At 69.2% G+C, this 24,687-nt stretch carries 23 protein-coding genes; 7 read left to right on the top strand and 16 right to left on the bottom strand.

Annotated features, from left to right (window positions below):
- Nucleotides 1-34: 34 nt before the first annotated feature.
- The 9 genes from WA670_RS03845 to WA670_RS03805 form a co-directional block, all read right to left on the bottom strand.
- Entirely contained in the window at nucleotides 35-649 is a 615-nt protein-coding gene (locus WA670_RS03845) for a DUF3558 domain-containing protein (protein WP_336156931.1), read from the bottom strand.
- Nucleotides 650-656: 7 nt separating this feature from the next.
- Nucleotides 657-1,019 carry a hypothetical protein gene (locus tag WA670_RS03840; protein ID WP_240691535.1) on the bottom strand — a complete coding sequence of 121 codons (363 nt, stop codon included), beginning with the start codon at nucleotides 1,017-1,019 and terminating at the stop codon, nucleotides 657-659.
- Nucleotides 1,020-1,286: 267 nt separating this feature from the next.
- Nucleotides 1,287-1,751 carry a 50S ribosomal protein L9 gene (gene rplI / locus WA670_RS03835; RefSeq protein WP_009085244.1) on the bottom strand — a complete coding sequence of 155 codons (465 nt, stop codon included), beginning with the start codon at nucleotides 1,749-1,751 and terminating at the stop codon, nucleotides 1,287-1,289.
- 14 nt (nucleotides 1,752-1,765) lie between these two features.
- On the bottom strand, nucleotides 1,766-2,014 hold the full coding sequence (gene rpsR / locus WA670_RS03830; RefSeq protein ID WP_009085242.1) for a 30S ribosomal protein S18: 249 nt from the start codon (nucleotides 2,012-2,014) through the stop codon (nucleotides 1,766-1,768).
- A gap of 34 nt (nucleotides 2,015-2,048) precedes the next feature.
- The gene (locus WA670_RS03825; RefSeq protein WP_336156930.1) at nucleotides 2,049-2,576 is read right to left on the bottom strand and encodes a single-stranded DNA-binding protein; all 528 of its coding nucleotides are present in this window, start codon (nucleotides 2,574-2,576) and stop codon (nucleotides 2,049-2,051) included.
- A 29-nt stretch (nucleotides 2,577-2,605) separates the two neighbouring features.
- Nucleotides 2,606-2,929, bottom strand: a complete 324-nt coding sequence (gene rpsF / locus WA670_RS03820) for a 30S ribosomal protein S6 (protein ID WP_093572314.1) — start codon at nucleotides 2,927-2,929, stop codon at nucleotides 2,606-2,608.
- Between the two features lie 101 nt (nucleotides 2,930-3,030).
- Entirely contained in the window at nucleotides 3,031-3,951 is a 921-nt protein-coding gene (locus WA670_RS03815; protein ID WP_336156929.1) for a hypothetical protein, read from the bottom strand.
- A 129-nt stretch (nucleotides 3,952-4,080) separates the two neighbouring features.
- Complete coding sequence (locus WA670_RS03810) at nucleotides 4,081-4,992, bottom strand: hypothetical protein (protein WP_336156928.1); 912 nt, start codon at nucleotides 4,990-4,992, stop codon at nucleotides 4,081-4,083.
- 166 nt (nucleotides 4,993-5,158) lie between these two features.
- Nucleotides 5,159-5,974, bottom strand: a complete 816-nt coding sequence (locus WA670_RS03805) for a hypothetical protein (protein WP_336156927.1) — start codon at nucleotides 5,972-5,974, stop codon at nucleotides 5,159-5,161.
- A gap of 103 nt (nucleotides 5,975-6,077) precedes the next feature.
- Between WA670_RS03805 and WA670_RS03800 the strand changes: the two genes are divergently transcribed.
- The gene (locus tag WA670_RS03800; RefSeq protein WP_037809070.1) at nucleotides 6,078-6,851 is read left to right on the top strand and encodes a deoxyribonuclease IV; all 774 of its coding nucleotides are present in this window, start codon (nucleotides 6,078-6,080) and stop codon (nucleotides 6,849-6,851) included.
- Between the two features lie 58 nt (nucleotides 6,852-6,909).
- On the opposite strand, the gene WA670_RS03795 is transcribed toward WA670_RS03800, so the two are convergent.
- Together WA670_RS03795 and WA670_RS03790 are read right to left on the bottom strand one after the other, a co-directional pair.
- The gene (locus WA670_RS03795) at nucleotides 6,910-8,475 is read right to left on the bottom strand and encodes a glycosyltransferase family 87 protein (RefSeq protein WP_037809069.1); all 1,566 of its coding nucleotides are present in this window, start codon (nucleotides 8,473-8,475) and stop codon (nucleotides 6,910-6,912) included.
- Nucleotides 8,476-8,510: 35 nt separating this feature from the next.
- A complete protein-coding gene (locus WA670_RS03790; protein ID WP_336156926.1) occupies nucleotides 8,511-9,578 on the bottom strand; it encodes an ROK family transcriptional regulator in 1,068 nt (355 codons plus the stop codon).
- 57 nt (nucleotides 9,579-9,635) lie between these two features.
- Between WA670_RS03790 and WA670_RS03785 the strand changes: the two genes are divergently transcribed.
- Nucleotides 9,636-10,694 carry a Gfo/Idh/MocA family oxidoreductase gene (locus tag WA670_RS03785; protein WP_336156925.1) on the top strand — a complete coding sequence of 353 codons (1,059 nt, stop codon included), beginning with the start codon at nucleotides 9,636-9,638 and terminating at the stop codon, nucleotides 10,692-10,694.
- 65 nt (nucleotides 10,695-10,759) lie between these two features.
- Here WA670_RS03785 and WA670_RS03780 read toward each other — a convergent pair whose 3' ends face one another.
- From WA670_RS03780 to WA670_RS03770, 3 genes are all read right to left on the bottom strand, one after another.
- The gene (locus WA670_RS03780; RefSeq protein ID WP_442893074.1) at nucleotides 10,760-13,090 is read right to left on the bottom strand and encodes a transglycosylase domain-containing protein; all 2,331 of its coding nucleotides are present in this window, start codon (nucleotides 13,088-13,090) and stop codon (nucleotides 10,760-10,762) included.
- Nucleotides 13,091-13,626: 536 nt separating this feature from the next.
- The gene (locus tag WA670_RS03775; protein ID WP_336156923.1) at nucleotides 13,627-16,545 is read right to left on the bottom strand and encodes a transglycosylase domain-containing protein; all 2,919 of its coding nucleotides are present in this window, start codon (nucleotides 16,543-16,545) and stop codon (nucleotides 13,627-13,629) included.
- A gap of 70 nt (nucleotides 16,546-16,615) precedes the next feature.
- Nucleotides 16,616-17,017, bottom strand: a complete 402-nt coding sequence (locus tag WA670_RS03770) for a DUF5318 domain-containing protein (protein WP_336156922.1) — start codon at nucleotides 17,015-17,017, stop codon at nucleotides 16,616-16,618.
- Nucleotides 17,018-17,261: 244 nt separating this feature from the next.
- Between WA670_RS03770 and WA670_RS03765 the strand changes: the two genes are divergently transcribed.
- Both WA670_RS03765 and WA670_RS03760 read left to right on the top strand, forming a co-directional pair.
- Entirely contained in the window at nucleotides 17,262-17,819 is a 558-nt protein-coding gene (locus WA670_RS03765; protein ID WP_037716279.1) for a PadR family transcriptional regulator, read from the top strand.
- Nucleotides 17,820-17,885: 66 nt separating this feature from the next.
- Nucleotides 17,886-18,974 carry an inositol-3-phosphate synthase gene (locus WA670_RS03760; protein ID WP_037809059.1) on the top strand — a complete coding sequence of 363 codons (1,089 nt, stop codon included), beginning with the start codon at nucleotides 17,886-17,888 and terminating at the stop codon, nucleotides 18,972-18,974.
- 64 nt (nucleotides 18,975-19,038) lie between these two features.
- Here the strand turns inward: WA670_RS03760 and WA670_RS03755 are convergent, their stop codons facing one another.
- Nucleotides 19,039-19,896, bottom strand: coding sequence for an SAM-dependent methyltransferase (locus WA670_RS03755; protein WP_336156921.1), 858 nt, complete (start codon nucleotides 19,894-19,896; stop codon nucleotides 19,039-19,041).
- A 107-nt stretch (nucleotides 19,897-20,003) separates the two neighbouring features.
- The gene (locus tag WA670_RS03750; protein ID WP_275293348.1) at nucleotides 20,004-20,642 is read right to left on the bottom strand and encodes an HAD family hydrolase; all 639 of its coding nucleotides are present in this window, start codon (nucleotides 20,640-20,642) and stop codon (nucleotides 20,004-20,006) included.
- A gap of 85 nt (nucleotides 20,643-20,727) precedes the next feature.
- On the opposite strand from WA670_RS03750, the gene WA670_RS03745 reads away from it, so the two are divergent.
- From WA670_RS03745 to WA670_RS03735, 3 genes are all read left to right on the top strand, one after another.
- Nucleotides 20,728-21,213, top strand: coding sequence for a MarR family winged helix-turn-helix transcriptional regulator (locus tag WA670_RS03745; RefSeq protein WP_238603737.1), 486 nt, complete (start codon nucleotides 20,728-20,730; stop codon nucleotides 21,211-21,213).
- Nucleotides 21,210-22,430, top strand: coding sequence for an MFS transporter (locus WA670_RS03740; RefSeq protein WP_037809052.1), 1,221 nt, complete (start codon nucleotides 21,210-21,212; stop codon nucleotides 22,428-22,430). Before WA670_RS03745 ends, WA670_RS03740 begins: the two co-directional genes overlap by 4 nt.
- Before the next feature lie 160 nt (nucleotides 22,431-22,590).
- Nucleotides 22,591-24,672 (top strand): PhoX family protein, encoded by a 2,082-nt coding sequence (locus tag WA670_RS03735; RefSeq protein ID WP_037809050.1) that lies wholly within the window; start codon nucleotides 22,591-22,593, stop codon nucleotides 24,670-24,672.
- Nucleotides 24,673-24,687: the final 15 nt, after the last annotated feature.

The raw sequence follows: 24,687 nt of genomic DNA, 5'->3' as shown, positions 1-24,687 counted from the left end.
TCTTCCTTCCGGGCCTGCTACAGCCGTGTAGCGATCAAGACTCTGTCTTGAGGTGGTTGATCATCGCGGTGCCGATCTTGGTCAGCGGCTCGCACGGGTTGTCGTGGTTCTTGCCCTTGTTAATTCCATCGACGATGGCGACGGTGAGCTGATCGGTGACGCCGACGACAAGCGCGCACGCGCCAGACTTGCGCGAGTCTTGCGCAGAAGCGAAAACTGCGGGGTAACCAGCGATCTGGGTCGGCTCGAAGTACGCCTGGCTCGACTTCATCGAGTAGGTGTCGGCTAGGCCGTTCTTGTTTTGCGGGAGCGGCGAGATGACGATCCCGTTCGAGCTGAGCTCCGGATCCGAAGATTGCCAGTCGCACCCGCGCGGCGTGTTGTCGTTGGCCTTCCCGGGCGAGGCGAGGCCGAGCGCTTGGACGTCGCTGTCGCTGAGAGCCGAGCACGGATCGGCGAGCAGCTTCTCAGTCGGAAGCGGTGCCGGGACTTTCGGTACGCCGTTGTTCGACGAGTTGTCGGAACTCGTCGAGCCGGGGGTACCGGACGCGGGAGGTTCAGCAGTGCCGCCGGTCCCGCCGCTGCAGGCAGTCAGCAAGCTGAGGGCGACGACAGTGCCGGCGGCGAGCCGCGCGATGTGTTTTGGCATGTGGTGATCAGAGCCCACTCTGTGTCTGCTTCTTCATGTCTTCGGCATTGTGCAGCTCGGCAACGGTGATCTTCTTCTTCGCCGCAGTGAGCGCGTCGATGAAGTTCAGGGTGTACTTGACCATTTTCTCGTGCTCGTCCAAGAGGCTCTTCCCCGAAGGGTTGGCACCCTGGTTGACGAAGGTGTGGCTGGCCACTTCGTCAGCAGGCGGGTTCACCTCCGCGACGGTGATGGCGTAGCTGCGGTCCTTGGTCAGGTCGGTGAGCAGGTCTTGCCACTGCTTGATGACTGAGTCGACCTCGTCCTCGGTGAACTTGTAGCCGCCGGCCTTGCCGTAGCTGCCCACCATGATCGGCGGGACAGGGGGCACCTGAACCCCCGTGTTCGCGCCGGATGCGGGAGTTCCTTCAGGCATCTCGCTAGCCCCCTTATAACCCATGCCTCGCTCTTCCCCGGCGAGATCAGCATCTTGGATGTTAACGCACGCGAGTTGGTTCCCGCTCGCTGTTGGCAAGTTCGCCGGAGGGCTTCTGAGCTGGGGACCTGCGGTGGTTTCGCGGTCGCCGGGCGGCCGCCGAGGGTGAAAACGAAACCGCCCCCGGGAGGATCTCCCAGGGGCGGCTTCACAGAAAAGCCGTCAGTTCGCGGCCACAGCCTTGACCTCGAGGCGGAGGTCCACCTTGACGTTCGGGTGCAGGCGGGCGTTGACCGAGTGCTTGCCGACCGTCTTGATGTGGTCGCGCAGGTCGAGGACGCGCTTGTCGAGCAGCGGGCCGCCCTGGGCCTTGATCGCGTCGACGATCTCGCCGGCGGTGATCGAGCCGAAGAGCTTCTTCGAGCCAGCTGCGGCCTTGCCGGTCAGCTGGATCGCGCCGAGGCCCTCGAGGGTCGCCTTGATTTCCTTGGCGTGGTCGAGGTCGCGGATGCGGCGGGATTCCTGTGCGCGCTGGATCGTGCGCACGTTCTTCTCCGCGCCCTTGCTGGCCACGATCGCGTAACCGCGCGGCAGCAGGTAGTTGCGGGCGTAGCCGTCCTTGACCTCGACGATGTCGCCGGGGCCGCCGAGGTTCGCCACGTCCGTGGTGAGAATGATCTTCGCCATGACTAGTGCTCCCCTCAGCGCGCGGTGGACGTGTAGGGCAGCAGAGCCATCTCGCGCGAGTTCTTCACCGCGATGGCGATGTCGCGCTGGTGCTGGCTGCAGTTGCCGGTGACGCGACGGGCACGGATCTTGCCGCGGTCGGAAATGTACTTCCGCAGCAGGTTGGTGTCCTTGTAGTCGATCGTTTCCGGGCGGCCCTTCTTCTCGGCCTTGCAGAACACGCAGACCTTCTTCTTGGGCTTGCGAATGGGTGGCTTGGCCACTGTTGTACTCCTGGAATTCTAGAAAGAGATGAGATCAGAACGGGGGTTCGTCGGAGAAGCCTCCGCCGCCACCGCCGGCGGGCGGGGCCGAGCCCCACGGGTCGTCGGCGGGCGCGCTGTTGCCGCCGCCGCCGCGATTGCCGCCGCCTCCGTTGAAGCCGCCGCCTCCGCCGCCGAAGTCACCACCGCCGCCGCCGCGGCTGACCTTGTTGACCTTCGCCGTCGCGTAGCGCAGCGAGGGGCCGATCTCGTCGACCTCGAGCTCTACGACGGTGCGCTTCTCGCCTTCCTTGGTCTCGAAAGACCGCTGCTTCAGCCGCCCCTGCACCACCACGCGGGCGCCCCGCGTGAGCGACTCGGCGACGTTCTCCGCCGCCTGCCGCCAGATGTTGCAGCGCAGGAACAGCGCCTCGCCGTCCTTCCACTCGCCGCTCTGGCGGTCGAGGGTGCGCGGGGTGGACGCGACGGTGAAGTTCGCGACCGCCGCACCGGACGGGGTGAAGCGCAGCTCCGGGTCGGACGTCAGGTTCCCGACCACGGTGATGACGGTGTCTCCAGCCACGGATGGCGTCCCTTCGGATCGGGCTCGGATCAGGCCTTGGCGGGCGCGGGCTTGGCCGCGGCCTTGACCTCGCGGCGCATGACCTTGGTGCGCAGCACGGTTTCCTGCAGCGACAGCTGGCGGTCCAGTTCCTTGACGGCCTCGGCCGTCGAGTTCAGGTCCAGCAGCGCGTAGATGCCCTCGGCGTTCTTCTTGATCTCGTACGCCAAGCGACGGCGGCCCCACACGTCGACCTTCTCGACGCTTCCGCCCGAAGTACGGATCACGTTGAGGAAGTTGTCCAGCGTGGGCGCGACCGTACGCTCGTCGAGCGTCGGGTCCAGGATGACCATTACCTCGTAATGGCGTGACATAACCACTCACCTCCTATGGGCTCGCGGTCACGGCGGATCCGTGACAGGAGGGTTTGTCCAGGTAAGCGTACCCGGCGGGTCCGACAGTCCGGTGCGGCGGGTCAGCTGACGCGGCGCAGCACCCAGGTGCGGACGAGCCCGGCGGTGACGCCGGCCAGCACGATCACCGCGAGCAGCATCGGCAGCTGGACGTCCGAGGCGCCGCCCTGGCTCGCCAGCGCCTCGGCGTTGCCCGCGTTGCGGATGTCCGGGCCCTGCTGGCCCTGCGGGTCCTGTCCGGCCGACGGCTGCTGCGGCAGCGCGCCCGAACCGGGCAGCGAGCCGTACCGCGCGCCGGGCGCGATCGCGGTGCCCAGCACGCCCGGGTTGCCCGGGGTCGCGGTCGGGATGTTGCCGTAGTCGCGCGGCGGGGCGATCCCGGTCGAACCCGGCTGGTAGTCGCCGAGCGGGTTGCCGCCGCCGTTCTGCGCGGGCGCGTTGCCGTTCGACTGGGTGCCGCCGTGCGACGGCGAGCTCGAGGACGACGGCGCCTGGTAGTTGTTCGCCACCGTCGTGAGCCCGCACGCGGACGCGACGCCGCTGCGGATCCCGTTCAGCACCTTGGTCTTGGTGTCCGGCAGCAGGCCGAGACCCCACTCGTTCTTCAGCGCGCCTGAGACGACCTGGCCGATCGCGTCGCCGCTGATCGTGCCGCCCGCGGCGTTCGGGATCGCGCCGACCTGCAGGTTGCCCTTGTTCGCGATGTCGTTCGCCAGCGCGTCCGGCCAGACGGTGGCCAAGCGCCAGAAGTTGACCTGGTCCTTGGCCGACTGGCGGACGATCTCCTTGACCGCCGAACCGGGCACGACGACCGCATCGCCCATGCCGCCGGTGACCGAGCCCTTGCACTGGTTCGCGAGCGTGGTCGCCGCGGACGCGGTGCCGGTGCCCAGGAACGCGCCGCCGGTGAAGAGGGCGGCGAGGGCGGTGACGGTGAGTGCTCGACGGGTTCGCTTCCAGGTGGGGATTTTCCGCACGAGCACTATCCTCCGGGGTCCGCGGGCATGGTTCGTCGCATCAGGAACAACGAATGGACTCCGGTAAAGATACTGGCGCTGTGACAACAGTGCGGCGAAGCCGCTCGACTGAGGGTGGTGGTGGGGCGGGGCGGGCTAACCTGCAGCGGCCATTCGGCGGAGCACCCAGGTGCGGACCAGGCCCGCGCTGACTCCGGAGAGTGCCAAAACTGCCACCAGAACTGGCCAGTCCAACCCGTTCGTGTGGTTGCCGCCGGTGCCGGGCAATGCCTGCGCGTTACCCGCGTTCTGGATGGTGCGGTCGCCGCCGTTCGAGCCGTCCGGGTTGGAAATGCCGTATTGCGGCGCGTAACCCGGGATTTGGCTGCCGTAGCGCAGCGACGGCGACGGGCTGAACAATCCGGCCATCGCCATCGGGATGCCGCTGTAATCGCGCATCGGCGCGTATCCGGTGTTGTAGCCGTACGACAAATCGCTGAAGTTCGGCAGGAAGGCCGAGAACGGCGCGGCCCCGCCGCCCGCTCCGCCGTAATCGCCGAGCACCGGGCTGGTCGAGCCCGGCATCTGGGACTGCTGGCCCGGCGACCCGCCCTGCTGCGGGCTGCCGCTGTTCCCGCCGGACGACGGCGGTTGCTGCGGGTTCGGGCCCGGGTTCTGCTTGCCCGGCTGGCCGCCCGTGAAGCCCTGGCCGACGGCGGCGACGCCCTGCTGCACCGCGGCGGTGCCGCCCGCGACCGCGCCGTTGACGGCGCTCGCGGCGGGCGCGCCGATCACCGGGACCGGCGAGACGACGGTGTTGACCACGTTCACCGTGACCTTGCAGACCGTGCCGAGGACTGTGTTGACGGTGCCGGTGAGCACGCCCGAGACCTGGCCGACGATGCCGAGGTCGATCGGGATGCCGAGCAGCGGAGTGGTCGCCTGGACGTGGTCGCCCGGCTTCGCGGTGATGGTGGAACCGCATGGTGCGGTCAAAGTGTCCGCCGACGCGGTTCCTGGTGCGGCGAGCGCGGCCGAGCCGGCCAGGACGAAAGCGGCGGCGCCCACCGCGGTGGCCCTCCGTGCCCGGTGCTGCTGCATGGCCGTCGACCCTTTCGCCGCGTCCGTTGTACCTGCCTTGCTGTGGACAACGACGGTAACGAAGACGAGTAACGCCCGCCTCCCCTCCGAGGTCAGGCATTCGGGTGGAAGCGGGCGCTACTCAGGGTAAGAGTCAGGCGGGCTTGCGCCGCAGCCACGCGCGCACCAGCGCGGCGGCGACCAGCGCGAGCGCGAGCACCGCGATCAGCAGCGGCAACCGGGCGGGCGGGTTGGCCGCGGGCAGCGCCTCGGCGGTGCCGGACTTCTTCGCGTCGACGGTCGGCACCTGGTCCTGCGGCAGCTGGCCGGGCACGACCTGGGTGACGATCGGGGCCTGCACGAAACTCGCCGGGAGCATCGCGGCCCCGGTGAAGATGCCGGACACCGAGTCGAGGCCGGACAGGTCGCCGCTGACCGACGTCACCGGGCCGAGCGTGTCGCCGCCGGGGGCGGGCTGGCCAGGGCCGCCGGGGCCGGGAGCCGGGGACGGCGGGTTCGGCGTGGGGTTCGGCGGCTTGGGGCTCGGCGGCGGGCTGGGAAGCGGGGTTCCCGGAAGTCCGCCGACCAGTCCCTGGGTCGCGTTGCCGACGCCGTTCCCCGCGGCCTGCACGAACGGGCAGGTGTCCTTCGCGGCCGTCTCGCCAACGACGGGGGCCTCGCCGACACCCAGCGCGCGAACGGTGTCGCCGACCGGGAGGTTGAGCAACGTGTTGTTGCCGTCGGTCTGCTTCGCCTTCGAATCGAGGCCGACGGTCAGCCGGTTCGGCGCGTTGAGCGGGGCGCCCGCGTCGAGCGCGAGGCCGGTGCCGTCCTTGCCGTTCTGCAGGGTGGATTCGCAGTCGCCGGTCACCGTCGGGCTCGGGTCCGCGGATGCGGTGGCGGGAAAGGCCAGGACCGCCGACGCGAGCGCGACTCCCAGCGAAATCGTCCGTCCAGCGCGTTTCCGCATGTCTTTCCTCCCCCGACTGGATCACGGAACGCGCTCACGGTACTCCACGAGCGTCACCAACTCGGGCCGAAGGGGGAGATTCGCCCGGTAGTAGCGTCAGGGCATGCAGATTGGCGCCCATGTCCGCGACGACGATCCGCTGGCCGCCGTCGCCGAGCGAGAAGCCGACGTCGTCCAGTTCTTCCTCTCCGACCCGCAGGGGTGGAAGGCACCGAAACCGCATCCGCACGGCGAGGAGATCAAGGCCTCCCCGGTCGAGGTGTTCATCCACGCGCCGTACCTGATCAACGTCGCGTCCAAGAACAACCGGATCCGCATCCCGTCCCGCAAGAACGTCACCCAGCACGCCGACGGGGCCGCCGCGATCGGCGCGAAGGGCCTGATCGTGCACGGCGGGCACGTCGGCGCGGGCGACGACGTCGAGGAGGGCTTGGTCAACTGGCGCAAGCTTTTCGAGCGCGAGGCGGAAAAGGGCGGCTTCGCGGTGCCGATCCTGATCGAGAACACCGCGGGCGGCGACAACGCGATGACCCGCGAACTCGACGTGATCGCCCGGCTGTGGGACAAGGTCGGCGAGTTCGGCGCGGGCTTCTGCCTCGACACCTGCCACGCCTACGCGGCCGGCTGGGATCTCGCGACCGCGGTGGAGAAGGTCAAGGCCATCACCGGCCGGATCGACCTGGTGCACTGCAACAACTCGCGGGACGAGCACGGTTCCAACCGCGACCGGCACGCGTCGGTGGTCGACGGCGACGGCACGATCGAACCGGAGCTGCTCGCCGAGGTCGTGCGCCAGGCGGGTGCGCCGGTGGTCGTCGAAACGCCGGGCGAAGGCCAGGCCGCCGACATCGCGTACCTGCGCAAACAACTCGCCTGAGCGGCCGTGAAGGACTCCTTGAGGGAATCAGGTTCCCGGGAGGAGTCCTTCACGGACTTCAGGAGACGGGTTGCTCGGCGCGGGAGCGGCGGAACGACGCGAAGGTGACCTTGTCGCGGGCTCGCTCCAGCACGCCGCCCGCCGGGTCGTCGTCGCCGGAGAGCCGGACCAGGTCGGTGCGCGGCCGGTAGATCTCGCGGAGCACCAGCACGCACAGCCCGACGACGGCGAGGTCGCGGATGACCACGCCGCCGAGGAACCAGCCCGCGGGCAGTCCTTTGTGGTCGACGCCGAGGTAATAGAACATCCGGGGCGCCCACACCGCCGCGTCGATGACCATCCACGCCAGCAGCGGCCGCCAGCGCGGGATCGCCAGCACCGCCAGCGGGACGAGCCACAGCGAGTACTGCGGGCTCCACACCTTGTTCGTCAGCAGGAACGCAGCCACGACAAGGAAAGCCAGCTGCCCGAACCGAGGCCGGCGCGGCGCGGTGAGCGCGACGTACGCGATTCCCGCGCAGCAAGCCAGGAACAGCACCGCGACCACGATGTTCAGCACGGTCGGCGACTGTCCTTTTTGGAGCACGCCGTCGAAGCCCGCCCAGCCGGTGGCGTAGGAGACCACGTTGTAGAGCGAATCCGGGTCCATCGGGCGCAACGTGTTGAGCCGGAAGAACTCCCACCAGCCGCGCGGCGCGGCCACGATGAACGGGACGTTCACCACCAGCCAGGCCAGCACGGTGAACGCCGCGGTCCGGCTCCACGCGCGCAGTTTCCCGGCGCGCAGGCACAACAGGAACAGCACGCCGAGCAGCAGCAGCGGATACAGCTTGGTGGCGACGCCGAGTCCGAACAGGACTCCGGCGACCTCCGGGCGTTTTCGCGACCACGCCAGGATCCCGGCGGCGGTGGCCGCGGTGGCGAGCGCGTCGAAGTTCGTGAAGGTATGGACCAGTACCAGCGGCGAGATCGCGACGAGCACCGCGTCCCACGGCCTGCGTTTCGTCGTCCGCCCGGTGGCCCACACGGTGACCAGCCAGGCGAGCGCGAGCCAGAACGCGGAGATGTTGAAGTAGATCGCCACCGGCAGCGCGCCGGGCAGCCAGCCCGCGTTCGCGACCGAGGTCCAGCCCGCCGCGAGTTTCGCGTTGATCCACTGGAACAGGCCGGTGACCACCGGGTATTCCATGTACCGGGTCTGGTTCTCCGCGGTCTGCGAATCCTCCTGCCACGACGTGACGTAGGGGAAGGTGCGCGCGTCGTCGAGCTTTTCCGAGCTGTAGAGCGGGACGATGTCGGAGTAGCACATCGCGACGAACGGACGGCCGGAGCGCCAGTCGAGCTGGTGCACGCCGTTGGAGTCGCTGTACTGCTGAATGCACGAGGCTTTGCCGAACCAGCACACCACGAGCGCGAGCACGGCCATCGCGAGCCCGACGCGCTGCGGCGACCAGAACCACTGCCTGCCGACCGCCGCGTGCTCGCCGAGCGGACCGCCGACGGGTCTCGTCGCCGCGGCCACCAGCGGGTCGTGCCGGCTGGGGGCGATCCGCTCCGCCGGGGTCAGCGTGCGGGGAGCCGAATCCGGCTCTTCGGCGGCGGCGGGCTGGGAGACGCGGGACACGTCGGGATGCTATCGGTCCGCGGGTGGGGTGCCGGTCATTTCGGATCCTCGTAAAACCCGGCAAGCACCTCGAAAGCGGCACCGAGGGCTACTGCCTCCTCGTCGAGGTCGCTCAATTCGACGTCGATGCGCTGCCAGTGCGGCACCGGCAGCAGATCGCGCAGCTGTTGCGAGACCGTTTCGCGGTAGACCTCGGGCGCGCCGCGGACCGTCCGTCCGAACAGGACGATCCGTTCCAAATCGAGCACCTGCACCAGGTCGGCGAGCCCGATGCCGAGCAGTCGGGCGGCGTCGTGCGGAGTTCCGGCGGCACGGTGCATGACCTCGACGCAGCCGCGACGTCCGCAGGCGCAGCGCGGTCCGGCGTAGGCGATGGTGGTGTGGCCGAACTCACCAGCGTTGGTGCGCGGGCCCCGGTAGACGCGTCCGTCGATTAGCAGGCCCACCCCGATTCCGGTGCCGACCAGGACCACTGCGGTCGCCGCCGAGGTCTCCTCCGGCCAAGCGTGCGCGAAGGCGGCGGAGTTGGTGTTTTTGTCCAGCGTGACCTGCAGACCGGTGCGTTCGGCGAGCAGATCGCGCAGCGGAACGTCGTGCCAGCCGGGCATGTTCGTGGCGTCGCGGACGCGGCCCGCGTGGTGGTCGAGCGGTCCCACCGCGCCGACGCCGAGCCCGAGCACGCGCGCCGGATCGATGTCGGTGACCAGTTTGCGGACGCCGTCCGCGATCGCGGTCACCGCGGCTTCGGGGCCAAAGCCGATTGGCAGCGGGCCCTCCACGATCTCCTCGACCTCGCCGGTCAGGCCGGTGCGCAGCACGAGAAAGCCGTCGCGGTCGAGTTGTGCGCCGAGCGCGCAGCGGGCTTCCGCGCGCAGCCGCAGCATCGTGCGCGGTTTGCCGACCCCGGCCGCGGGTGCGCGTTCGACGTCCAGCAGTCCTTCCGGAAGCAGGTCGGACACGATTTTCGACACGGCCTGCTGGGTCAGCCCGGACCGCTGCGCCAGTTCGACCCGGCTCAGCCCGCCCGCGCGCAGGATGTGCCCGAGCAGCAGCGCGCGGTTGTGGCGTCGCAGCCCGCGCAGGTTGACGCCGGTTTCCGCCATCGGCCGATCATCGCGGACGGGTGGCCTATTACGCAACAGTGTTGTTTAATAGGGGCCATGGCTGATGACGCACGGGTCGGCATCCTCGGATACGGGATCGGCGGCCGGGTTTTCCACGCGCCGCTGGTCGCGGCGACCCCCGGCCTGGTCCCGGCCGTGCTGGTGACCGGGAACCCGGACCGGGCCGCCCAGGCGCGCGCCGACTACCCGGGCGCCGAGGTGGTCCCGGATGCGGACGAACTTTTCGCCCGCGCGGGTGATCTCGACCTGGTCGTGGTGACCACGCCGAACCGCACGCACGTGCCGCTCGCCCTCGGCGCGATCGAGGCCGGGCTTCCGGTGGTCGTGGACAAGCCGTTCGCGCCGACCGCGGCGGAAGCACAGCAGGTCGTCGACGCGGCGAAAGCCAAGAACGTCGGCCTCACGGTCTTCCAGAACCGTCGCTGGGACTCGGATTTCCGGACCGTCGGCAAGGTGCTCGAATCCGGTCGCCTCGGCACCGTCTTCCGCTTCGAATCCCGCTACGACCGCTGGGTGCCGAAGATCAAGGACAACTGGCGCGAGTTCGGCGACCCGGCCGAGGCGGGCGGTCTGCTTTACGACCTCGGCGCGCACATCGTCGACCAGGCGCTGCAGTTGTTCGGCCCGGTCGCCCAGGTGTACGCGGAGGTGGATCGCCGCCGCCCCGGCGTCCAGGTGGACGACGACGTGTTCGTGGCTTTGCATCACACGAACGGCGTGCGGTCGCACCTGTGGTCGTCCGCGCTCGCGGGCACTCGCAACCCGCGTTTCCGCGTGCTCGGCGATCAGGCGACGTTCACGAAATACGGCCTCGATGTCCAGGAACCGCAGATCAAAGCCGGTCTCCGCCCCGGCGACGACGGCTGGGGCGTGGAGCCGGAAAGCGACGCCGGCCTGCTCGGAGTGAACGACGACACCGAAGCGGTGCCGACCGAAACCGGTTGCTACGAAGCGTTTTACGCCCAGGTCCGGGACGCGCTGCGCGGCGAGGCGGACTTCCCGGTGGACCCGGCGAGCGCGGTCGAGACTTTGCGCGTGATCGAAGCCGCGCACCGCTCGGGTGCCGAAGGACGCGTGATCACACTCGGCGGCTGAGGCCGCCCTCCGAACGGCCGTGGCCGCGACGGCCTCCCCCCACCGTCGCGGCCACGGCCTTTTCCTTACTCCTGCGGCGGATCCTCGCCCGTCGACGGACCGCCGGTCGGCGGGTTGTGGGACGACGTCGGCTTGCCGGACGGCCAGTGCGGGAGCCCGCTCGGCCAATGCGGCTGGCTGGGCCCGCCGGAGATCGGCCCGCCGTGGTCGTTGCCGTCGCCGCCCGGGTCCGGCTGGTTGCTGTTGGTCTGCTGCGGCGGATGCTCGTCGCCCGCGTTCTCGTCCCCCTGCGGCGGCGGGGCCTGCGCGCCGATCAGCTGCACCTGGTCGAACTTCTCCGCCGGCTTGCCCTTCAGGTATCCGTCGAGGAACTTCTGCCACATCGGACCCGCGATCGTCGAACCGTAAATCGGCGACGTGCCCGAACCGTGCAGCGCCTGGTCGCCGTCCGCACCGACCCACGCCGCGACCGAGACCGACGGCGTGTAGCCGACCATCCAGGTCTGCGCGTTCGCGTTCGCCGCCCACGCCGGTTCGCCCGCTCGCTTCGTGTGCTGCTGGGTACCGGTCTTGCCGGCGCATTCGTGGCCGGACGGGCACTTCAGGTGCGAGAAGTCGATCACCGGACCCAGCGCCATGGTCACGTTGCCCGCGATCTGCTTGGCCTTGTCCGCGCTGCTGTCGAACGCCGGCTTGCCCGCACTCGGCTGCGCCTCATAGGCGACCTCCTTCTGAGAGTTGGTCACCTTCAGCACGAAGTGCCGGTCGCGCTGGATGCCGTTGGCCGCGAACGTCGCGTACGCGCTGGCCATGTCCGCGGGCGTGATCTGGGTGTTCCCGCCGCCGAGCGCGATGTTGGCGTCCGCGGTGGAGATCAGCGACTGGCCGCCGTTGTCCTTGGTCTTGACGCCCGCTTCCTGTGCGGCCTGCCCGACCGGGCCCGGATGTGTCTCGTTCAGCACCATGTCGTAGAACACCGTGTTCGCCGACCGTTTCATCGCCTCGGCGACCGTGCACTGCCCGGAGCAACTGGAGCTGGGACCCGCGTTGCGCACGACGCGGCCGTCGAAGACCCGGTTGTTGCTGCCGTCGAACGTCGAGTTGATGCCCTTGCCCATCTTCAGGAACGCGGTGAGGTCGAACGCCTTCATCGACGAACCGGGGTTCTGCGGCGTGTTCGCCCAGTCGCGAGCACCCTGCTTCTTCCCGTTCACCTCGATGGTCGCCGGCCCGCCGTAGTACGCGAGCACCCCGCCGGTCTTCGGATCGACCGCCACCAGCGAATCGAGCAGCCGGTCGTCGGACTGGTCCTTCAGCGCGTCGGTCGCCGTCTGGGTCGCGACCTCCTGGGCGTGCTTGTCGATGGTGGTCTGGACCGTGTAGCCGCCCGAGTAGTACTTGTCGTCGTCGATGCCGTGCTGCGCCAGTTCGGCCTTCACCTGGGTGACGACGAATTTGTAGGGCGCGTTCGCGTCGTCCTTCGATTCCTCCAGCGGGATCACGTCCGGGAACTTCGCCGACTGCCGCTGCTGCGCGGTGATGTACTTGTTCTCGAGCATCCGGTCGAGCGCGGTGTTCCAGCGGCCTTGGGCCACCTTCGGGTTCTCCGAACGGCCCGGCTGCTGGATCAGCCCGGCGAGCAGCGCCGCCTCGGAATAGTCCAGCTTGGAAACATCCTTGTGGAAGAAGGCCTGCGACGCCGCGCCGATGCCGTACGCCCCGCGCCCGAAGTAAATGATGTTCAGGTACGCGGTGATGATGTCCTGTTTCTCGTACGTCTGGTTCATCTTGAAGGACTTCGCCAGCTCGGTCCATTTACGGGTGAGCGTCGGGGCGTCGTTGTCGGTGGCCTTCTTGATGTACTGCTGCGAGATCGTGGACCCGCCGCCCGCCTTGCCGGTGAGCTGGTTGAACGCCGCGCGGAGCAGACCGGTGACGTCGAAGCCGGAGTTGGTCTCGAACGTCGAGTCCTCGGTCGCGATCACCGCGTGCTTCACCACGTCCGGGATCTGCGCCGGGGTCAGGATCTGCCGGTTGCCGCCGGGAGGCACGTCCTTGCCCATCGGGCTGCCGTCGGCGTAGAGGTAGGTCACGGCCTGGTTCTGGCCCTGCGCGATGCTCTGCGGCGAGGGCACGTCGACCATGAAGTAGGTGATCACGAAGGCGATCGCCGGGATCACGATGAAAATGCCGACGAACGCGTACGCACAGCGCCGGATGATCTTCCAGCGTCTCTTTTTGCGCTGCGCGGGCGTGCGGCCCTTCTTGTCCAGGTCTTCCGCCGGATATCCGTCGTCCGGGTCGAGCGGACCCTCGTCGCGGTACTCCGCGTCCCGGTAGCCGTCGTTGCGATAGCCCGGATCGCGGTAATCGTCCTCGATCATCCGGTGGGTCATCAGCTCCGGCTCGCGCTGCGGCGGCGGAACCGGGCGGCGGCCGGGAGGCGGCGGACGGCGGCCGGGCGGCGGCGGAGAACCCGCCGGGCCGGTCGGGCCGGCGGCGGGCCGCTGCGGGCCGCGCGCCCACGGCGGCGGTCCGGGCTGGGACGGAGGTGGTTGACGCCGCGGGTCGGGATCCCGGTCGGGCCAGGAGCGGCTGCGGTCGTCGTTCACTGCGGATCCTCTTCTCGGACACGGGCAGCCTGCGGACGCAGAAGGCCCTCTGATGACCAGACGCGGCAACCCCGGTCGAGGTTCACTCTCCTGGCCGATCCCCTTCGCGGGGGAGGAGACCGTCGGTGAACCTACCGCACCCCCAGCCGGGCGGTACCGGCAAAAAGAGGCTCCTCTCCGCGGTGGAGAGGAGCCTCTTTTACTAATCCGACCAAAAGTAGGCCGACCCCGCAGCGGCACGTAACCGTTGCAGCGAAGTCATTCGGCCGTGGCTGTGGTCGGATTAGTAACGATCGGCACAGTCGGGGTTCGGGCGCGGGTCAGCCGGTGCGCCGCGGCGGTTCGCCGTTCACCACGGGACCGCCGCCGCTGCCGGGGTTGCCGCCTTCGGTGCCGCCGCCGAAGATGCCGCCCGGTTTGGTCGGGCTGGTCGTCGTTGAGGACGGCGGATGCGACGAGCTGGTCGGCGGTGCCGACGACGAGGACGTCGTGGACGGCGGCGGAGCCTGCTCGCTGGACGTCTCGCGCGGCGGCGGGGGCGCCTTGCTCGAGGTGACGACCTCGTCCGCGTCCTTGCCGATCGGCTGGACCTTGTCGAACTTCTCGCCCGGCTTGTCCTTCAGGTAGTTCGTGAGGAAGTCCTGCCAGGCCGGCCCCGCGACCGTCTTGCCGTAGATCGGCTTGCCGTTCTTGTCGTGCAGCGGCTTGTTGCCGTCGCCGCCGACCCAGACCGCGGCCGACACCGACGGCGTGTACCCGACCATCCAGGTCTGGGCGTTGCGGTCCCTGTACGAACTCGGGTCGCTGTCCTTCGGGTCGTACTGCTGGGTACCGGTCTTGCCCGCGCACTCGTGGCCGCTCGGGCACTTGAGGTGCGATTCGGCGATGACCGGGATGAGCGCGTCGGTCACATTGCCCGCGATCTGCTTGCTCTTGTCCGCGCTGTCGTCGAACGCGGGCTTTCCCTGCCCGTTGGTGTCGTCGAAGATGACCTCGTCCTGGGAGTTGGTGAGCTTCGCGACGAAGTGCTGGTCACGGCGCAGGCCGCCGGAGGCGAACGACGAATAGCCGGCGGCCATGTCCTCCGGGGTGACCGAGGTGGCACCACCGCCGAGGGCGATGTTGGCGTCGCTCGTACCGAGCTTGGCCTTGCCCTTCGGGGCGGGAATCACGCCCGCCTCCTTCGCGGCTTCCGCGACCCTGGCCGGTTTCGTCCAGTTCAGCACCATGTCGTAGAACACGGTGTTCGCCGAGACCTCCATAGCCTTCTTGACCGTGCACTGCGGACCGCAGCTGGCGCTCTCGCCCGCGTTGCGGACCACGCGCCCGCCGAGTTCGCGGTTGTTGGTGCCGTCGAAGGTTTCGCCGAGCCCCTTGCCCATTTTGAGCCAGGCGGTGAGGTCGTAGGCCTTCATCGACGAGCCGGGGTTCTGCGGGGTGTTCGCCCAGTCGGTGGCGAGCACGTCCTTGCCCGCGTCGTTCTTCACCGTGGTCGGCCCGCCGTAATAGGCGAGCACGCCCCCGGTTCTCGGGTCGACGGCGACCAGCGCTCCCCGGAGGTTCTCGTCGGTCTGGCCCTCCATGTTGTCCTGGACTGCCTGCACCGCGGTCTTCTGTGCGTTCGGGTCGATCGTGGTGTAGATCTTCGCGCCCGTGGAGTACAGCTTGTCCTCGTCGTAGCCCTTGTCTTTCAGCTCGTCGAGGATGCGCTGCTGGATAAAGTAGTCCAGGGTGCCCGCGTTTTCCTTTTTCTGCGAATCGCGCGGGATCATCGTGGGAAGCTGCGCGGCCTTGCGGTCGGCGGGCGAGAGCCAGTGGTTGGCCACCATCTGGTCCATCACGTAGCTCCACCGCTTCTGGACGTACGCGGTGTCGCGGTCGCGGCTCGGGCCCTGGATCATCCCGGCGAGCAGCGCCGCCTCGGAAGCGTTGAGCTGGCTGACGTCCTTGCCGAAGTACGCCTTCGACGCGGCGGCGATGCCGTTCGAGCCGCGGCCGAAGAAGACGATGTTCAGATAGCCGGTGATGATGTCCGATTTGGACGTCTCGTTGTTGAGCTTGAACGACTTCGCCAGCTCGGTCCACTTACGCGTCAGCGTCGGGGCGTCGTTCTTGGTCGCCTGCTTGATGTACTGCTGCGAAATGGTCGAACCGCCGCCGGTGCCGCCGGTCGCCTGGTTGAAGACCGACCGCAGGATCGCCATCACGTTGAAGCCCGAGTTGGTCTCGAAGGTCGCGTCCTCCGCCGCGTACACGGCGTGCTTGACGACCTCGGGCACCTGGTTGGGCTGCAGCAGCTCGCGGTCGCCGCCCTCCGGGACTACCCGGCCCATCACCGATTTGTCGCCGTAATAGAAGGTGATCGGCTGGCTCTGCTTCGCGAGCACTTCCTGCGGCGAGGGCACGTCGACGGTGAAATAGGTGATCACGAACGCGATCGCGGGCACCACGACGAACAGGCCGAACATCGCGTACAGCACGCGCCGGACGATCTTCCACCGGCGTTTGCGGCGCTGCATCGGCGAGAGCGGGATCTTGGACTTCTTGCCGTCCTCCTCGCCTTCCGGGTCGTCCTCGAAGTCCGCGTCGTCCGAGTACTGCGCGAGGCGGGTTTCCTCGTCGTACGGGTCGTAGTGGTCGTCGTCGTACCGGTCGTCGTAGGGGGCGTAGCCGTTGTGCGCGGCGTGCGTGATCAGGTCCGGTTCGCGCTCCGCTTCCGGATAGGACGGCGGAGGCGGCGGCGGGACCCGGCGGCCCTGCGGCGGCCGTCCGCCGGGCGGCGGCTGCCGGAAGCCCTGGGTGGCGTTCCCGTTGGGACCGCCGTTCGGGCCGCCGTTGGGACCGGGGCGTCCGGCAGGCGGCTGGCGACGCGGCGGCGGCGCGCCCTGTCCGTCGAGGATCTGCGACGCACGGGTGCCCGAACCGCGGTCCTGCGGGCCGGGGCCCTGGGGCGGACGGCCTTGCGGCGCGCGGTTCTGCGGCGGGCGCTGCGGACGGCGCGGTTCGTCGGCGGGCCACTGCGGACCGCCTTCGTCGCCGCTCGGCCATTCGGGACCGGCTTCGGCTCGCGGGGCGCGCGGCGGGCGCGGGCCGCCCGCGGGAGGACGGCGGGGCGGTGCGGGGCGCCGGGGCGCGTCGTCGGCTGGCCAGGCGGGACCGGGGTCCTCCTGCGGTCGCCGGGCACGGCGAGGTGCATCTGGCTCCTGGCTCGGCCAGGAGCGGTTGCGGTCGTCGTTCACGAATGGGCCTCCGAAGGCAGCACTGTCTGCACTGGCGCCGCCCCGCGTTCTGCAGCGGTTGTGGTACTCGTCACTGCCCGGCAGTCCTTCGCGGCCGGGTCGGCTGGGGCTCTCCCGTGCCGAGGACATAGGACAGGACCAGATGGTTCCAATGGCACGTCTGGCACACCTCTACGTCATAGACGGTGAACTCCCCGAAAATCCCCGACATCCGGGTGAGTTCGGCGGGGGTGCGTGCCGATCCCGAGACGTGCTTCAGCTCGTCGCCGTACACCCAGGAGACGAGGTGCAGCGGAGCCCGGCGGCACATCGGACAGGCCCGGTCCTCGGGTCTGCCGTGGAATTTCGCCGCGCGGAGCAGGTACGGGCTCGCGTCGCAGACCTCGTGGTCTCCGACGCGCCCGGAGCGGACGCCGGCCAGCAGCGCACGGCGCTGCAAGGCGTAATCCACAACCTGCCGCTGGTTTCGCACGAGGACAGAGTACGGGCTCTTGCTGTGTCCGCGGTGCCCCCTGCTTTCCCGCACCCTGGGCGACCGTTCGGACACGCCGAAAGTTATATAACGCTCTGATCACGGATCGGCGGGCGGATGCTGGTCGCGGGTTACTTCCGCCACTTCGATGTATCGGCGCGATATAATCGGCGAGTAGGTTGGCTGAGCCGGTCCCGGTGATCAACGAGGCTGGCCGCGGCGTATTCCCGGAATGGGGTGTGGTGTGCTCGAACTCGCGATCCTCGGATTGCTGCACGAGGCGCCCATGCACGGGTACGTGCTGCGCAAACGTTTGCACGAGACGCTCGGGATGTTCCGGACGTTCTCGTACGGCTCGCTGTATCCGACCTTGCGCCGGCTGCTGCGGGCCGGTTACCTCGTCGAGGAGTTCGACGAGGCGGACGACCGGGCGTGGTCCCGGCGCGGCCGCCGCGTCTACAAGCTCACCGCCGAGGGCAAGGAACGCTTCGCCGAACTGCTCGGCGACGCGGGACCGCAGACGTGGGACGACGAGGGATTCGGCGTCCACCTGGCGTTCTTCTCGCGGACACCGGCCGACGTCAGGATGCGAATCCTGGAAGGCCGCCGCCGCCGCGTCGAGGAGCGGCGCGAAGGCTTGCGGGACGCGCTGGCCAGGGCCGAGGAGAAGATCGACCGCTACACCCGCGAGCTGCACCGGCTGGGGCTGGAGTCGAGCGAGCGGGAGGTGCGCTGGCTCAACGAGCTGATCGCGCACGAACAAGCCGAGCAGCGCGGCCCGGAGCAGCCGGGACCGAGTTGAGCGGCGGGCCGCAACGGGGCGGCAGACCTGCAGATGCAAGTGAATGAGATTGAAGGAGAAACCGGCATGGGCGAGAACCGCCGCGTTCGGGTGGCCATCGTGGGCGTCGGCAACTGCGCCTCGTCGCTGGTCCAGGGTGTGCAGTACTACCGCGACGCGGATCCCGGTGCGCGCGTCCCCGGTTTGATGCACGTCCAGTTCGGCGACTACCACGTGCGCGACATCGAGTTCGTCGCCGCGTTCGACGTCGACGCGAAGAAGGTCGGCCGGGACCTCTCGGAGGCGATCTCCGCCAGCGAGAACAACACGATCAAGATCGCCGACGTGCCGCCGCTCGGCGTCACCGTCCAGCGCGGGCACACCTTCGACGGCCTCGGCCGCTTCTACCGCGAGACCATCGAGGAGTCCGACGAGGCTCCGGTCGACATGGTCGCCGCGCTGCGCGACGCGCGGGTCGATGTGCTCGTCTCCTATCTTCCCGTCGGATCCGAAGAGGCCGACAAGTTCTACGCGCAGGCCGCGATCGACGCGAACGTCGCGTTCGTCAACGCGCTGCCGGTGTTCATCGCCTCCGACCCGGAGTGGGCGAAGAAGTTCGAGGACGCGGGCGTCCCGATCGTCGGCGACGACATCAAGTCCCAGGTCGGCGCCACCATCACGCACCGCGTGCTGGCGAAGCTGTTCGAGGACCGCGGCGTGCAGCTCGACCGCACGATGCAGCTCAACGTGGGCGGGAACATGGACTTCCTGAACATGAAGGAGCTCGAGCGGCTCGAGTCGAAGAAGATCTCGAAGACCCAGTCGGTCACGTCGCAGGTGGACCGCGAGCTCGGCAAGGGCAATGTCCACATCGGACCGTCGGACTACGTGCAGTGGCTCGACGACCGCAAGTGGGCCTACGTCCGCCTCGAGGGCCGCGCGTTCGGCGACGTGCCGCTGAACCTGGAGTACAAGCTCGAGGTGTGGGACTCCCCCAACTCGGCGGGCATCATCATCGACGCGGTGCGCGCGGCGAAGATCGCCAAGGACCGCGGCATCGGCGGCCCGATCCTGTCCGCCTCGTCCTACTTCATGAAGTCGCCGCCGGAGCAGTACGACGACTCGACCGCCCGCGACGCGGTCGACGCCTTCATCCGCGGCGACGTGGAGCGCTGATCCCAGCCTGACCGTCCGTGAAGGACTCCTTGCGGGAATGCCTGCAGGGAGTCCTTCTCGGCGTTTAGGGCAGGTCGGCGGTGACCAGTTCGGTTTTGGTCATGGCGTCGCCGAGCGGGTCGGGCAGGTGTTTGCCGTAACTGGCGGCGAGATCGCCCGCGCGGTCGACGGTCGTCTGCCAGCCTTGCCGGGCGAGCCATTCGACCGGGTTGCGGCGCGGTTCGGTCGAGAGCACGTCGTTCACGTCGAGGCCGAGCCGCGCTCCGGCGTCCGACGACCGGATGGTGTCGAGGATGTCGGTGCTGCCGAGGTCAGGGATGTGCTCGATGCCGATCCGGCTGCCCGGCGCGCTGCGGGCGTGCACGAGGTCGAACAGCAGCTCCTCCGCCCGCGGGGGCAGGTACGGCAGCAATCCCTCGGCGATCCACACTGCCGGGCGGCCGCGGTCGAATCCGGCGTTTTCCAAGGCGGCGGGCCAGTCCTCGCGCAGGTCGGCTCCGATCGCGTGGCGGCGGCAGCGCGGGGCCGCGCCGAGTCCGTCCAGGACGTCCTGTTTGAACGCGAGCACTCGCGGCTGGTCCACTTCGAAGACGTCGCGGCCGGACAGGTCCAGCCGGTAGGCGCGGGCGTCGAGCCCGGCCGCGAGGATCACGACCTGCGGCGCGTCCGTGCCGGTGACCACCTCGTCGAAGAACCGGGACCGCACCGCGAGGTACGCGGCCATCGCCATCCAGAGCGCGTCGTCGACCGGTTCGACCGGCATCGGCCGCGGCGGGTTCGCGGCGCGGACGAACTCCGCCGCATACGGGTCTTCGATCAGCGGATCCGGGGACACCGTCGCGATCGCCCGGCCCGCCGCGACCCCGAGCGCGGTCAGTCCGACGCTGCTGACGATGTCCCAATCCTGGTCCGGTGCAGCCATGTCCACCCCTTGCGCCGATCTTGTTGGCAGGCGTTCAGGATGGCACTGCGCGACCGGGCGGATACCGGCTGCGACCGATTTGGGGTTATTTGCCGCTGTGGGCTGCGTCACTCGCGGAGTGCGGCGGGCAGCGCGGCCAGGTTCGGCAGCACCGTGGCGTCCCGCAGCGCCTCCGGGTCTGGCGGGAAATGCGGGTTCGGCACCGCGAACACCTTCATGTCCGCCGCGAACGCCGCGCGCAGGCCGTTGGTCGAGTCCTCGACCGCGGCACACCGGGACGCTTCGACGTTCAGCAGCATCGCCGCGCGCAGGTAGACGTCCGGCGCCGGCTTGCCCGCGGCCACTTCCTCGCTCGACACCGCGACCGGGACCAGCGACGTCAGGTCGCACGCGGTCAGGAACGAGTGGATCAGCACCGGCGGCGACGAGCTGGCGATCGCGACCGGCCAGTGCCGGGAGATTTCGCGGACGACCTGGTCCGCGCCGTCGATCACCGGCGGCCGGTCGGCGTAGCGGGCGGCCATCTCGTCGATCACGGTGCGCGCGATCTCGTCCGGGGTGAGCTGCGCGCCCAGCGTTTCCACCAGGTAGTTCGCCCATTCCGGCGTGCTCATCCCCTGCTGGGCGCGGGTCGCCTCGGGCCGCCAGGTCCCGCCGTGCTCGGCGACTACCGCGCGGCGCACCTCGTCCCACGTCGTCTCGGAGTCCACCAGTACGCCGTCGAGGTCGAAGATCACCGCATCCACTGGTCCAGCCTAGGGGTCCTGGACTGGACCACCTTGTGAGCCGAATTACTTCGCCACCCTAACTAATTTTTGTTAGCCTAGCTAAGTGACTTCCTCGATGGGCGATCTGGCGCAACGGCTGCGGCCGGTGGTGTTCCGGCTGTACTACCTGGTGCGCCGCGAATCCGCGCAGCTGCTGACCCTGACCCAGGGGTCGGTGCTGTCGGAGCTGGTCGGCCGGGGACCGAGCCGGATGAGCAGGCTCTCGAGCCTCGAGCGCGTGCGGATGCCGTCGATGACCGACGTCGTGCGCAGGCTCGAACGGCTCGGCATGGTGACCCGCCGTCCCGATCCCGACGACGGGCGCGCCGTGCTCGTGGAAGCCACCCCGGAAGGCGAGCGGTTCTACGCCGAGATGATCGCGGGCCGGGAGGCGGAGCTGCGGGCGCGGCTCGACCGGCTCGACCCGGACGAGCGCGCCGCCATCGACGCCGCGCTCCCCGCGCTCACCAAGCTGATCGCCGACTTCCACCGTGACGACCCCGCCGCGGAACTCGCTGTTATGTCTGAAGGAGGAACTGATCCGCGATGAGCGCTGAGCACCACTCGAGCCTGCTGGACGCGGTCAAGGGCCAGCCCAAACAGGTGTGGATCACCGCGTTCGCCGCGGTCATCGCGTTCATGGGCATCGGCCTCGTCGACCCGATCCTGCTGTCCATCGCCAAGGGGCTGAACGCTTCGCCGTCCCAGGTCACGCTGCTGTTCACGTCGTATCTCGGCGTGCAGGTGATCGCGATGCTCTTCACCGGCGCGATGTCCGCCCGGTTCGGGGCCAAGCGGACCGTGCTGGTCGGGCTGACCCTGATCGTCGCCGCGACCGCGCTGTGCGCCGCGGCGGGTTCGATCGAACAGCTCGTCGGCCTGCGTGCGGTGTGGGGGCTGGGCAACGCCTTCTTCATCGCCACCGCGCTGTCGGTGATCGTCGGCGCGGCGACCGGCGGCCAATCCGGCGCGATCCTGCTTTACGAGGCCGCGCTCGGCGTCGGGCTCGCGGTCGGCCCGCTGCTCGGCGCGCTGCTGGGCACGATCTCGTGGCGCGGTCCGTTCCTCGGCACCGCCGTGCTGATGATCGCCGCGCTGGTGCTGTGCTCGATCTTCCTGAAGAGCGACTCGCACGAGAAACGCGAACCGATCAAGCTGCTCGACCCGATCCGCGCGCTCAAGCACCCCGGTCTGCTGCGGACGTCGATCGCCTCGGCGCTCTACACCGCCGCGTTCTTCGCGGTGCTCGCCTGGTCCCCGTTCGTGCTCGGCTGGAACGCCATCGCGGTCGGCCTGATCTTCTGCGGCTGGGGCCTGTGCGTGGCGATCGCCGGCGTGGTGCTCGCGCCGAAGATGGCCGCCCGCTTCGGCGAACGGCACGCGGCCGCGCTGGCGGTGACCGGGTACACGGTGCTGATGCTGGTGCTCGCCATCCCGAGCAAGCCGGTGGTGGTCGTCGGGATCATCGTGTCCGGGCTGGTTTCCGGGCTGCTGAACACGCTCTTCACCGGGACCGCGATGTCGATCAGCGACGCGCCGCGGCCGGTCGCGAGCGCCGGGTACAACTTCTGCCGCTGGTTCGGCGGCGCGATCGCGGCGACGCTCGTCGGGCACGTCGCCGAGTGGATGGGCTGGGAGCAGGGTCCGTTCCTGGTCGCCGCCGTGCTCTGCGTGATCGCCGCCGTGCTGCTTTCGCAGCGCGAGAAGAAGGCCGACCCGCACACCGTGCCGAAGGAGGCCGCGCTCGTCGGCGACGAGGAGTTCTGAGCCGTTTCGCGACACTCGGCGATCGCCCCCGGACTGTCTGTTCGGGGGCGATCGCCGTCTTTGCGCGAATACATCCGCCGTTAACCTTTTGGTCTGATTTAGGGGGCTTTCGCCGCATACGGTCGCCGGGTTCCCACCGAGAAGCGACCCTGGAGGCCCCGTGTCCCTGGAGCCCGTACGACTGCTGCCCTTGTTCACCGCGCATTCCGGCGGCCGGTCGCCGATCACCTGCGAGTACCGCTGCGGCAACGCGTGCGCGCACGAGGCCCCGAACCCGACCGGCAACGAATACTTCGGCGACATCGCCAAGGGCGTCTCGCGGCGCGGCGTGTTCAAGGCCGGCGCGGTGATGGCCGCGGCTGCGGGCGGGTTCGCCGCGCTGTCCGGCACCGCCGCAGCGGCCACACCGGCCCAGGCTCCGGCGCCGCTGGCGAAGGGTCGCACCGTGCCCGGCACCGACTTCACGCCGGTGCCGCCGAACAAGCTCGACGCCGTCAGCATCCCCGACGGGTACGCCCAGCACGTGGTGATCCGCTGGGGCGACCCGGTGGTCCCCGGCGCGCCGAAGTTCGATTTCCGCAAGCAGACCGCGGCCGCGCAGGCCAAGCAGTTCGGCTACAACAACGACTTCGTCGGCCTGATCCCGCAGGACCCGCTCGGCCTGCGCAATCTGCTGGTGGTCAACCACGAGTACACCACCGAGGTGCACCTCTTCCCGGCCGATCAGTACGACCCGGCCAACCCCACCGAGGAGCAGGTGAAGATCGCCTGGGCGGCGCACGGACTGTCGGTGCTCCAGACTCTGCGCGACCCGATCGGCGGCGCGCTGCGCACCGTTCCGAGCCCGCTGAACCGGCGGATCACGCTCGACACGATTTTCGAGGTGCGCGGTCCGGCGGCGGGTTCGAAGTACCTCAAGACGTCGGCCGACCCGTCCGGCAAGCGCGTGCGCGGCACGCAGAACAACTGCTCCGGCGGCGTCACGCCGTGGGGCACCGTGCTGTCCGGCGAGGAGAACTTCCACCAGTACTTCGCGCACGCGGACAAGGTGTCCGACCCGGCGCAGGCCGCGCGGCTCAAGCGGTACGCGATCGGCACCGGCGAGAGCACGCGCAAGTGGGAGCGCTTCGACCAGCGCTGGGACGTTTCGCGCGAGCCCAACGAGCCCAACCGGTTCGGCTGGGTCGTGGAAATCGACCCGAACGACCCGCATTCCACGCCGGTCAAGCACACCGCGCTCGGCCGGTTCAAGCACGAGGCGGCGAACGTCAAGATCACCGCGGACGGCCGGGTCGCGGTGTACTCCGGCGACGACGAGCGGTTCGAGTACATCTACAAATTCGTGTCGAAGGGCAAGTACAAGAAGGGGCATTCCGCGCTCGCCCGGCGGCACAACTCGGCGCTGCTGGACGACGGAACCCTGTACGTCGCGAAGTTCTCCGGCAACAGCCCGGGCGAGATCGACGGTTCCGGCAAGCTGCCCGCCGACGGCGAGTTCGACGGGACCGGCGAGTGGATTCCCCTTGCCAGCGGCGACAAGTCCTTTGTGGACGGATTCACCGCGGAGGAGGTCTACGTGTTCACCCGCCAGGCCGCCGACCGCGCCGGGGCGACCAAAATGGACCGTCCGGAGGACATCGAGCCGAACCCGGTCAACGGCCGGATCTATGCCGCGCTCACCAACAACTCCGACCGCGGCGCGGCGGGCAAGGCGGGTCCGGACGAGGCGAACCCGCGCACCCGCAACAAAAACGGGCACGTCCTGGAATGGGACGAGGACCGCGGCGACTCGGCCGCGACCCGGTTCTCCTGGCGGCTGCTGCTGGTCTGCGGCGACCCGGCCACGGCCGACACCTACTTCGGCGGTTTCCCGAAGGACCAGGTCAGCCCGATCTCGTGCCCGGACAACGTGGCCTTCGACCCGCACGGCAACCTGTGGATCTCGACCGACGGCAACACCCTCGGCGCGAACGACGGCCTCTTCTCGGTCCCGGTGGCCGGGCCGGAGCGCGGGCACGTGAAGCAGTTCCTGTCCGTGCCGGTCGGCGCCGAGACGTGCGGTCCGGTCGTCACCGAGAACCTCGTGCTCGTCGCGGTGCAGCACCCCGGCGAGGACGCGCCGAGTTCGGCGAACCCGACCTCGCACTGGCCGGACGGCGGAAGCTCCCAGCCGCGGCCGGCGATCGTGTCGGTCTGGAAGAAGGGTGCCTTCGGATTGCCGGGTCGGATCGGGCGCCGGTAACACTTTGGGGTGTTT

Source organism: Amycolatopsis sp. VC5-11, assembly GCF_037034185.1.
Lineage (GTDB): Bacteria > Actinomycetota > Actinomycetes > Mycobacteriales > Pseudonocardiaceae > Amycolatopsis > Amycolatopsis nivea.
Note: the sequence above shows the minus strand (reverse complement) of the source record. Positions and strands in the feature narration are given on the sequence as shown.

What these genes read in the sequence shown, in the direction of transcription:
- WA670_RS03805 (WP_336156927.1), bottom strand. Translation starts at nt 5,974, where the DNA reads ATGCGGAAACGCGCTGGACGGACGATTTCGCTGGGAGTCGCGCTCGCG.
- rplI (WP_009085244.1), bottom strand. Translation starts at nt 1,751, where the DNA reads ATGGCGAAGATCATTCTCACCACGGACGTGGCGAACCTCGGCGGCCCC.
- WA670_RS03790 (WP_336156926.1), bottom strand. Translation starts at nt 9,578, where the DNA reads ATGGCGGAAACCGGCGTCAACCTGCGCGGGCTGCGACGCCACAACCGC.
- WA670_RS03785 (WP_336156925.1), top strand. Translation starts at nt 9,636, where the DNA reads ATGGCTGATGACGCACGGGTCGGCATCCTCGGATACGGGATCGGCGGC.
- rpsF (WP_093572314.1), bottom strand. Translation starts at nt 2,929, where the DNA reads ATGTCACGCCATTACGAGGTAATGGTCATCCTGGACCCGACGCTCGAC.
- WA670_RS03845 (WP_336156931.1), bottom strand. Translation starts at nt 649, where the DNA reads ATGCCAAAACACATCGCGCGGCTCGCCGCCGGCACTGTCGTCGCCCTC.
- WA670_RS03780 (WP_442893074.1), bottom strand. Translation starts at nt 13,090, where the DNA reads ATGACCCACCGGATGATCGAGGACGATTACCGCGATCCGGGCTATCGC.
- WA670_RS03755 (WP_336156921.1), bottom strand. Translation starts at nt 19,896, where the DNA reads ATGGCTGCACCGGACCAGGATTGGGACATCGTCAGCAGCGTCGGACTG.
- WA670_RS03800 (WP_037809070.1), top strand. Translation starts at nt 6,078, where the DNA reads ATGCAGATTGGCGCCCATGTCCGCGACGACGATCCGCTGGCCGCCGTC.
- WA670_RS03740 (WP_037809052.1), top strand. Translation starts at nt 21,210, where the DNA reads ATGAGCGCTGAGCACCACTCGAGCCTGCTGGACGCGGTCAAGGGCCAG.
- WA670_RS03760 (WP_037809059.1), top strand. Translation starts at nt 17,886, where the DNA reads ATGGGCGAGAACCGCCGCGTTCGGGTGGCCATCGTGGGCGTCGGCAAC.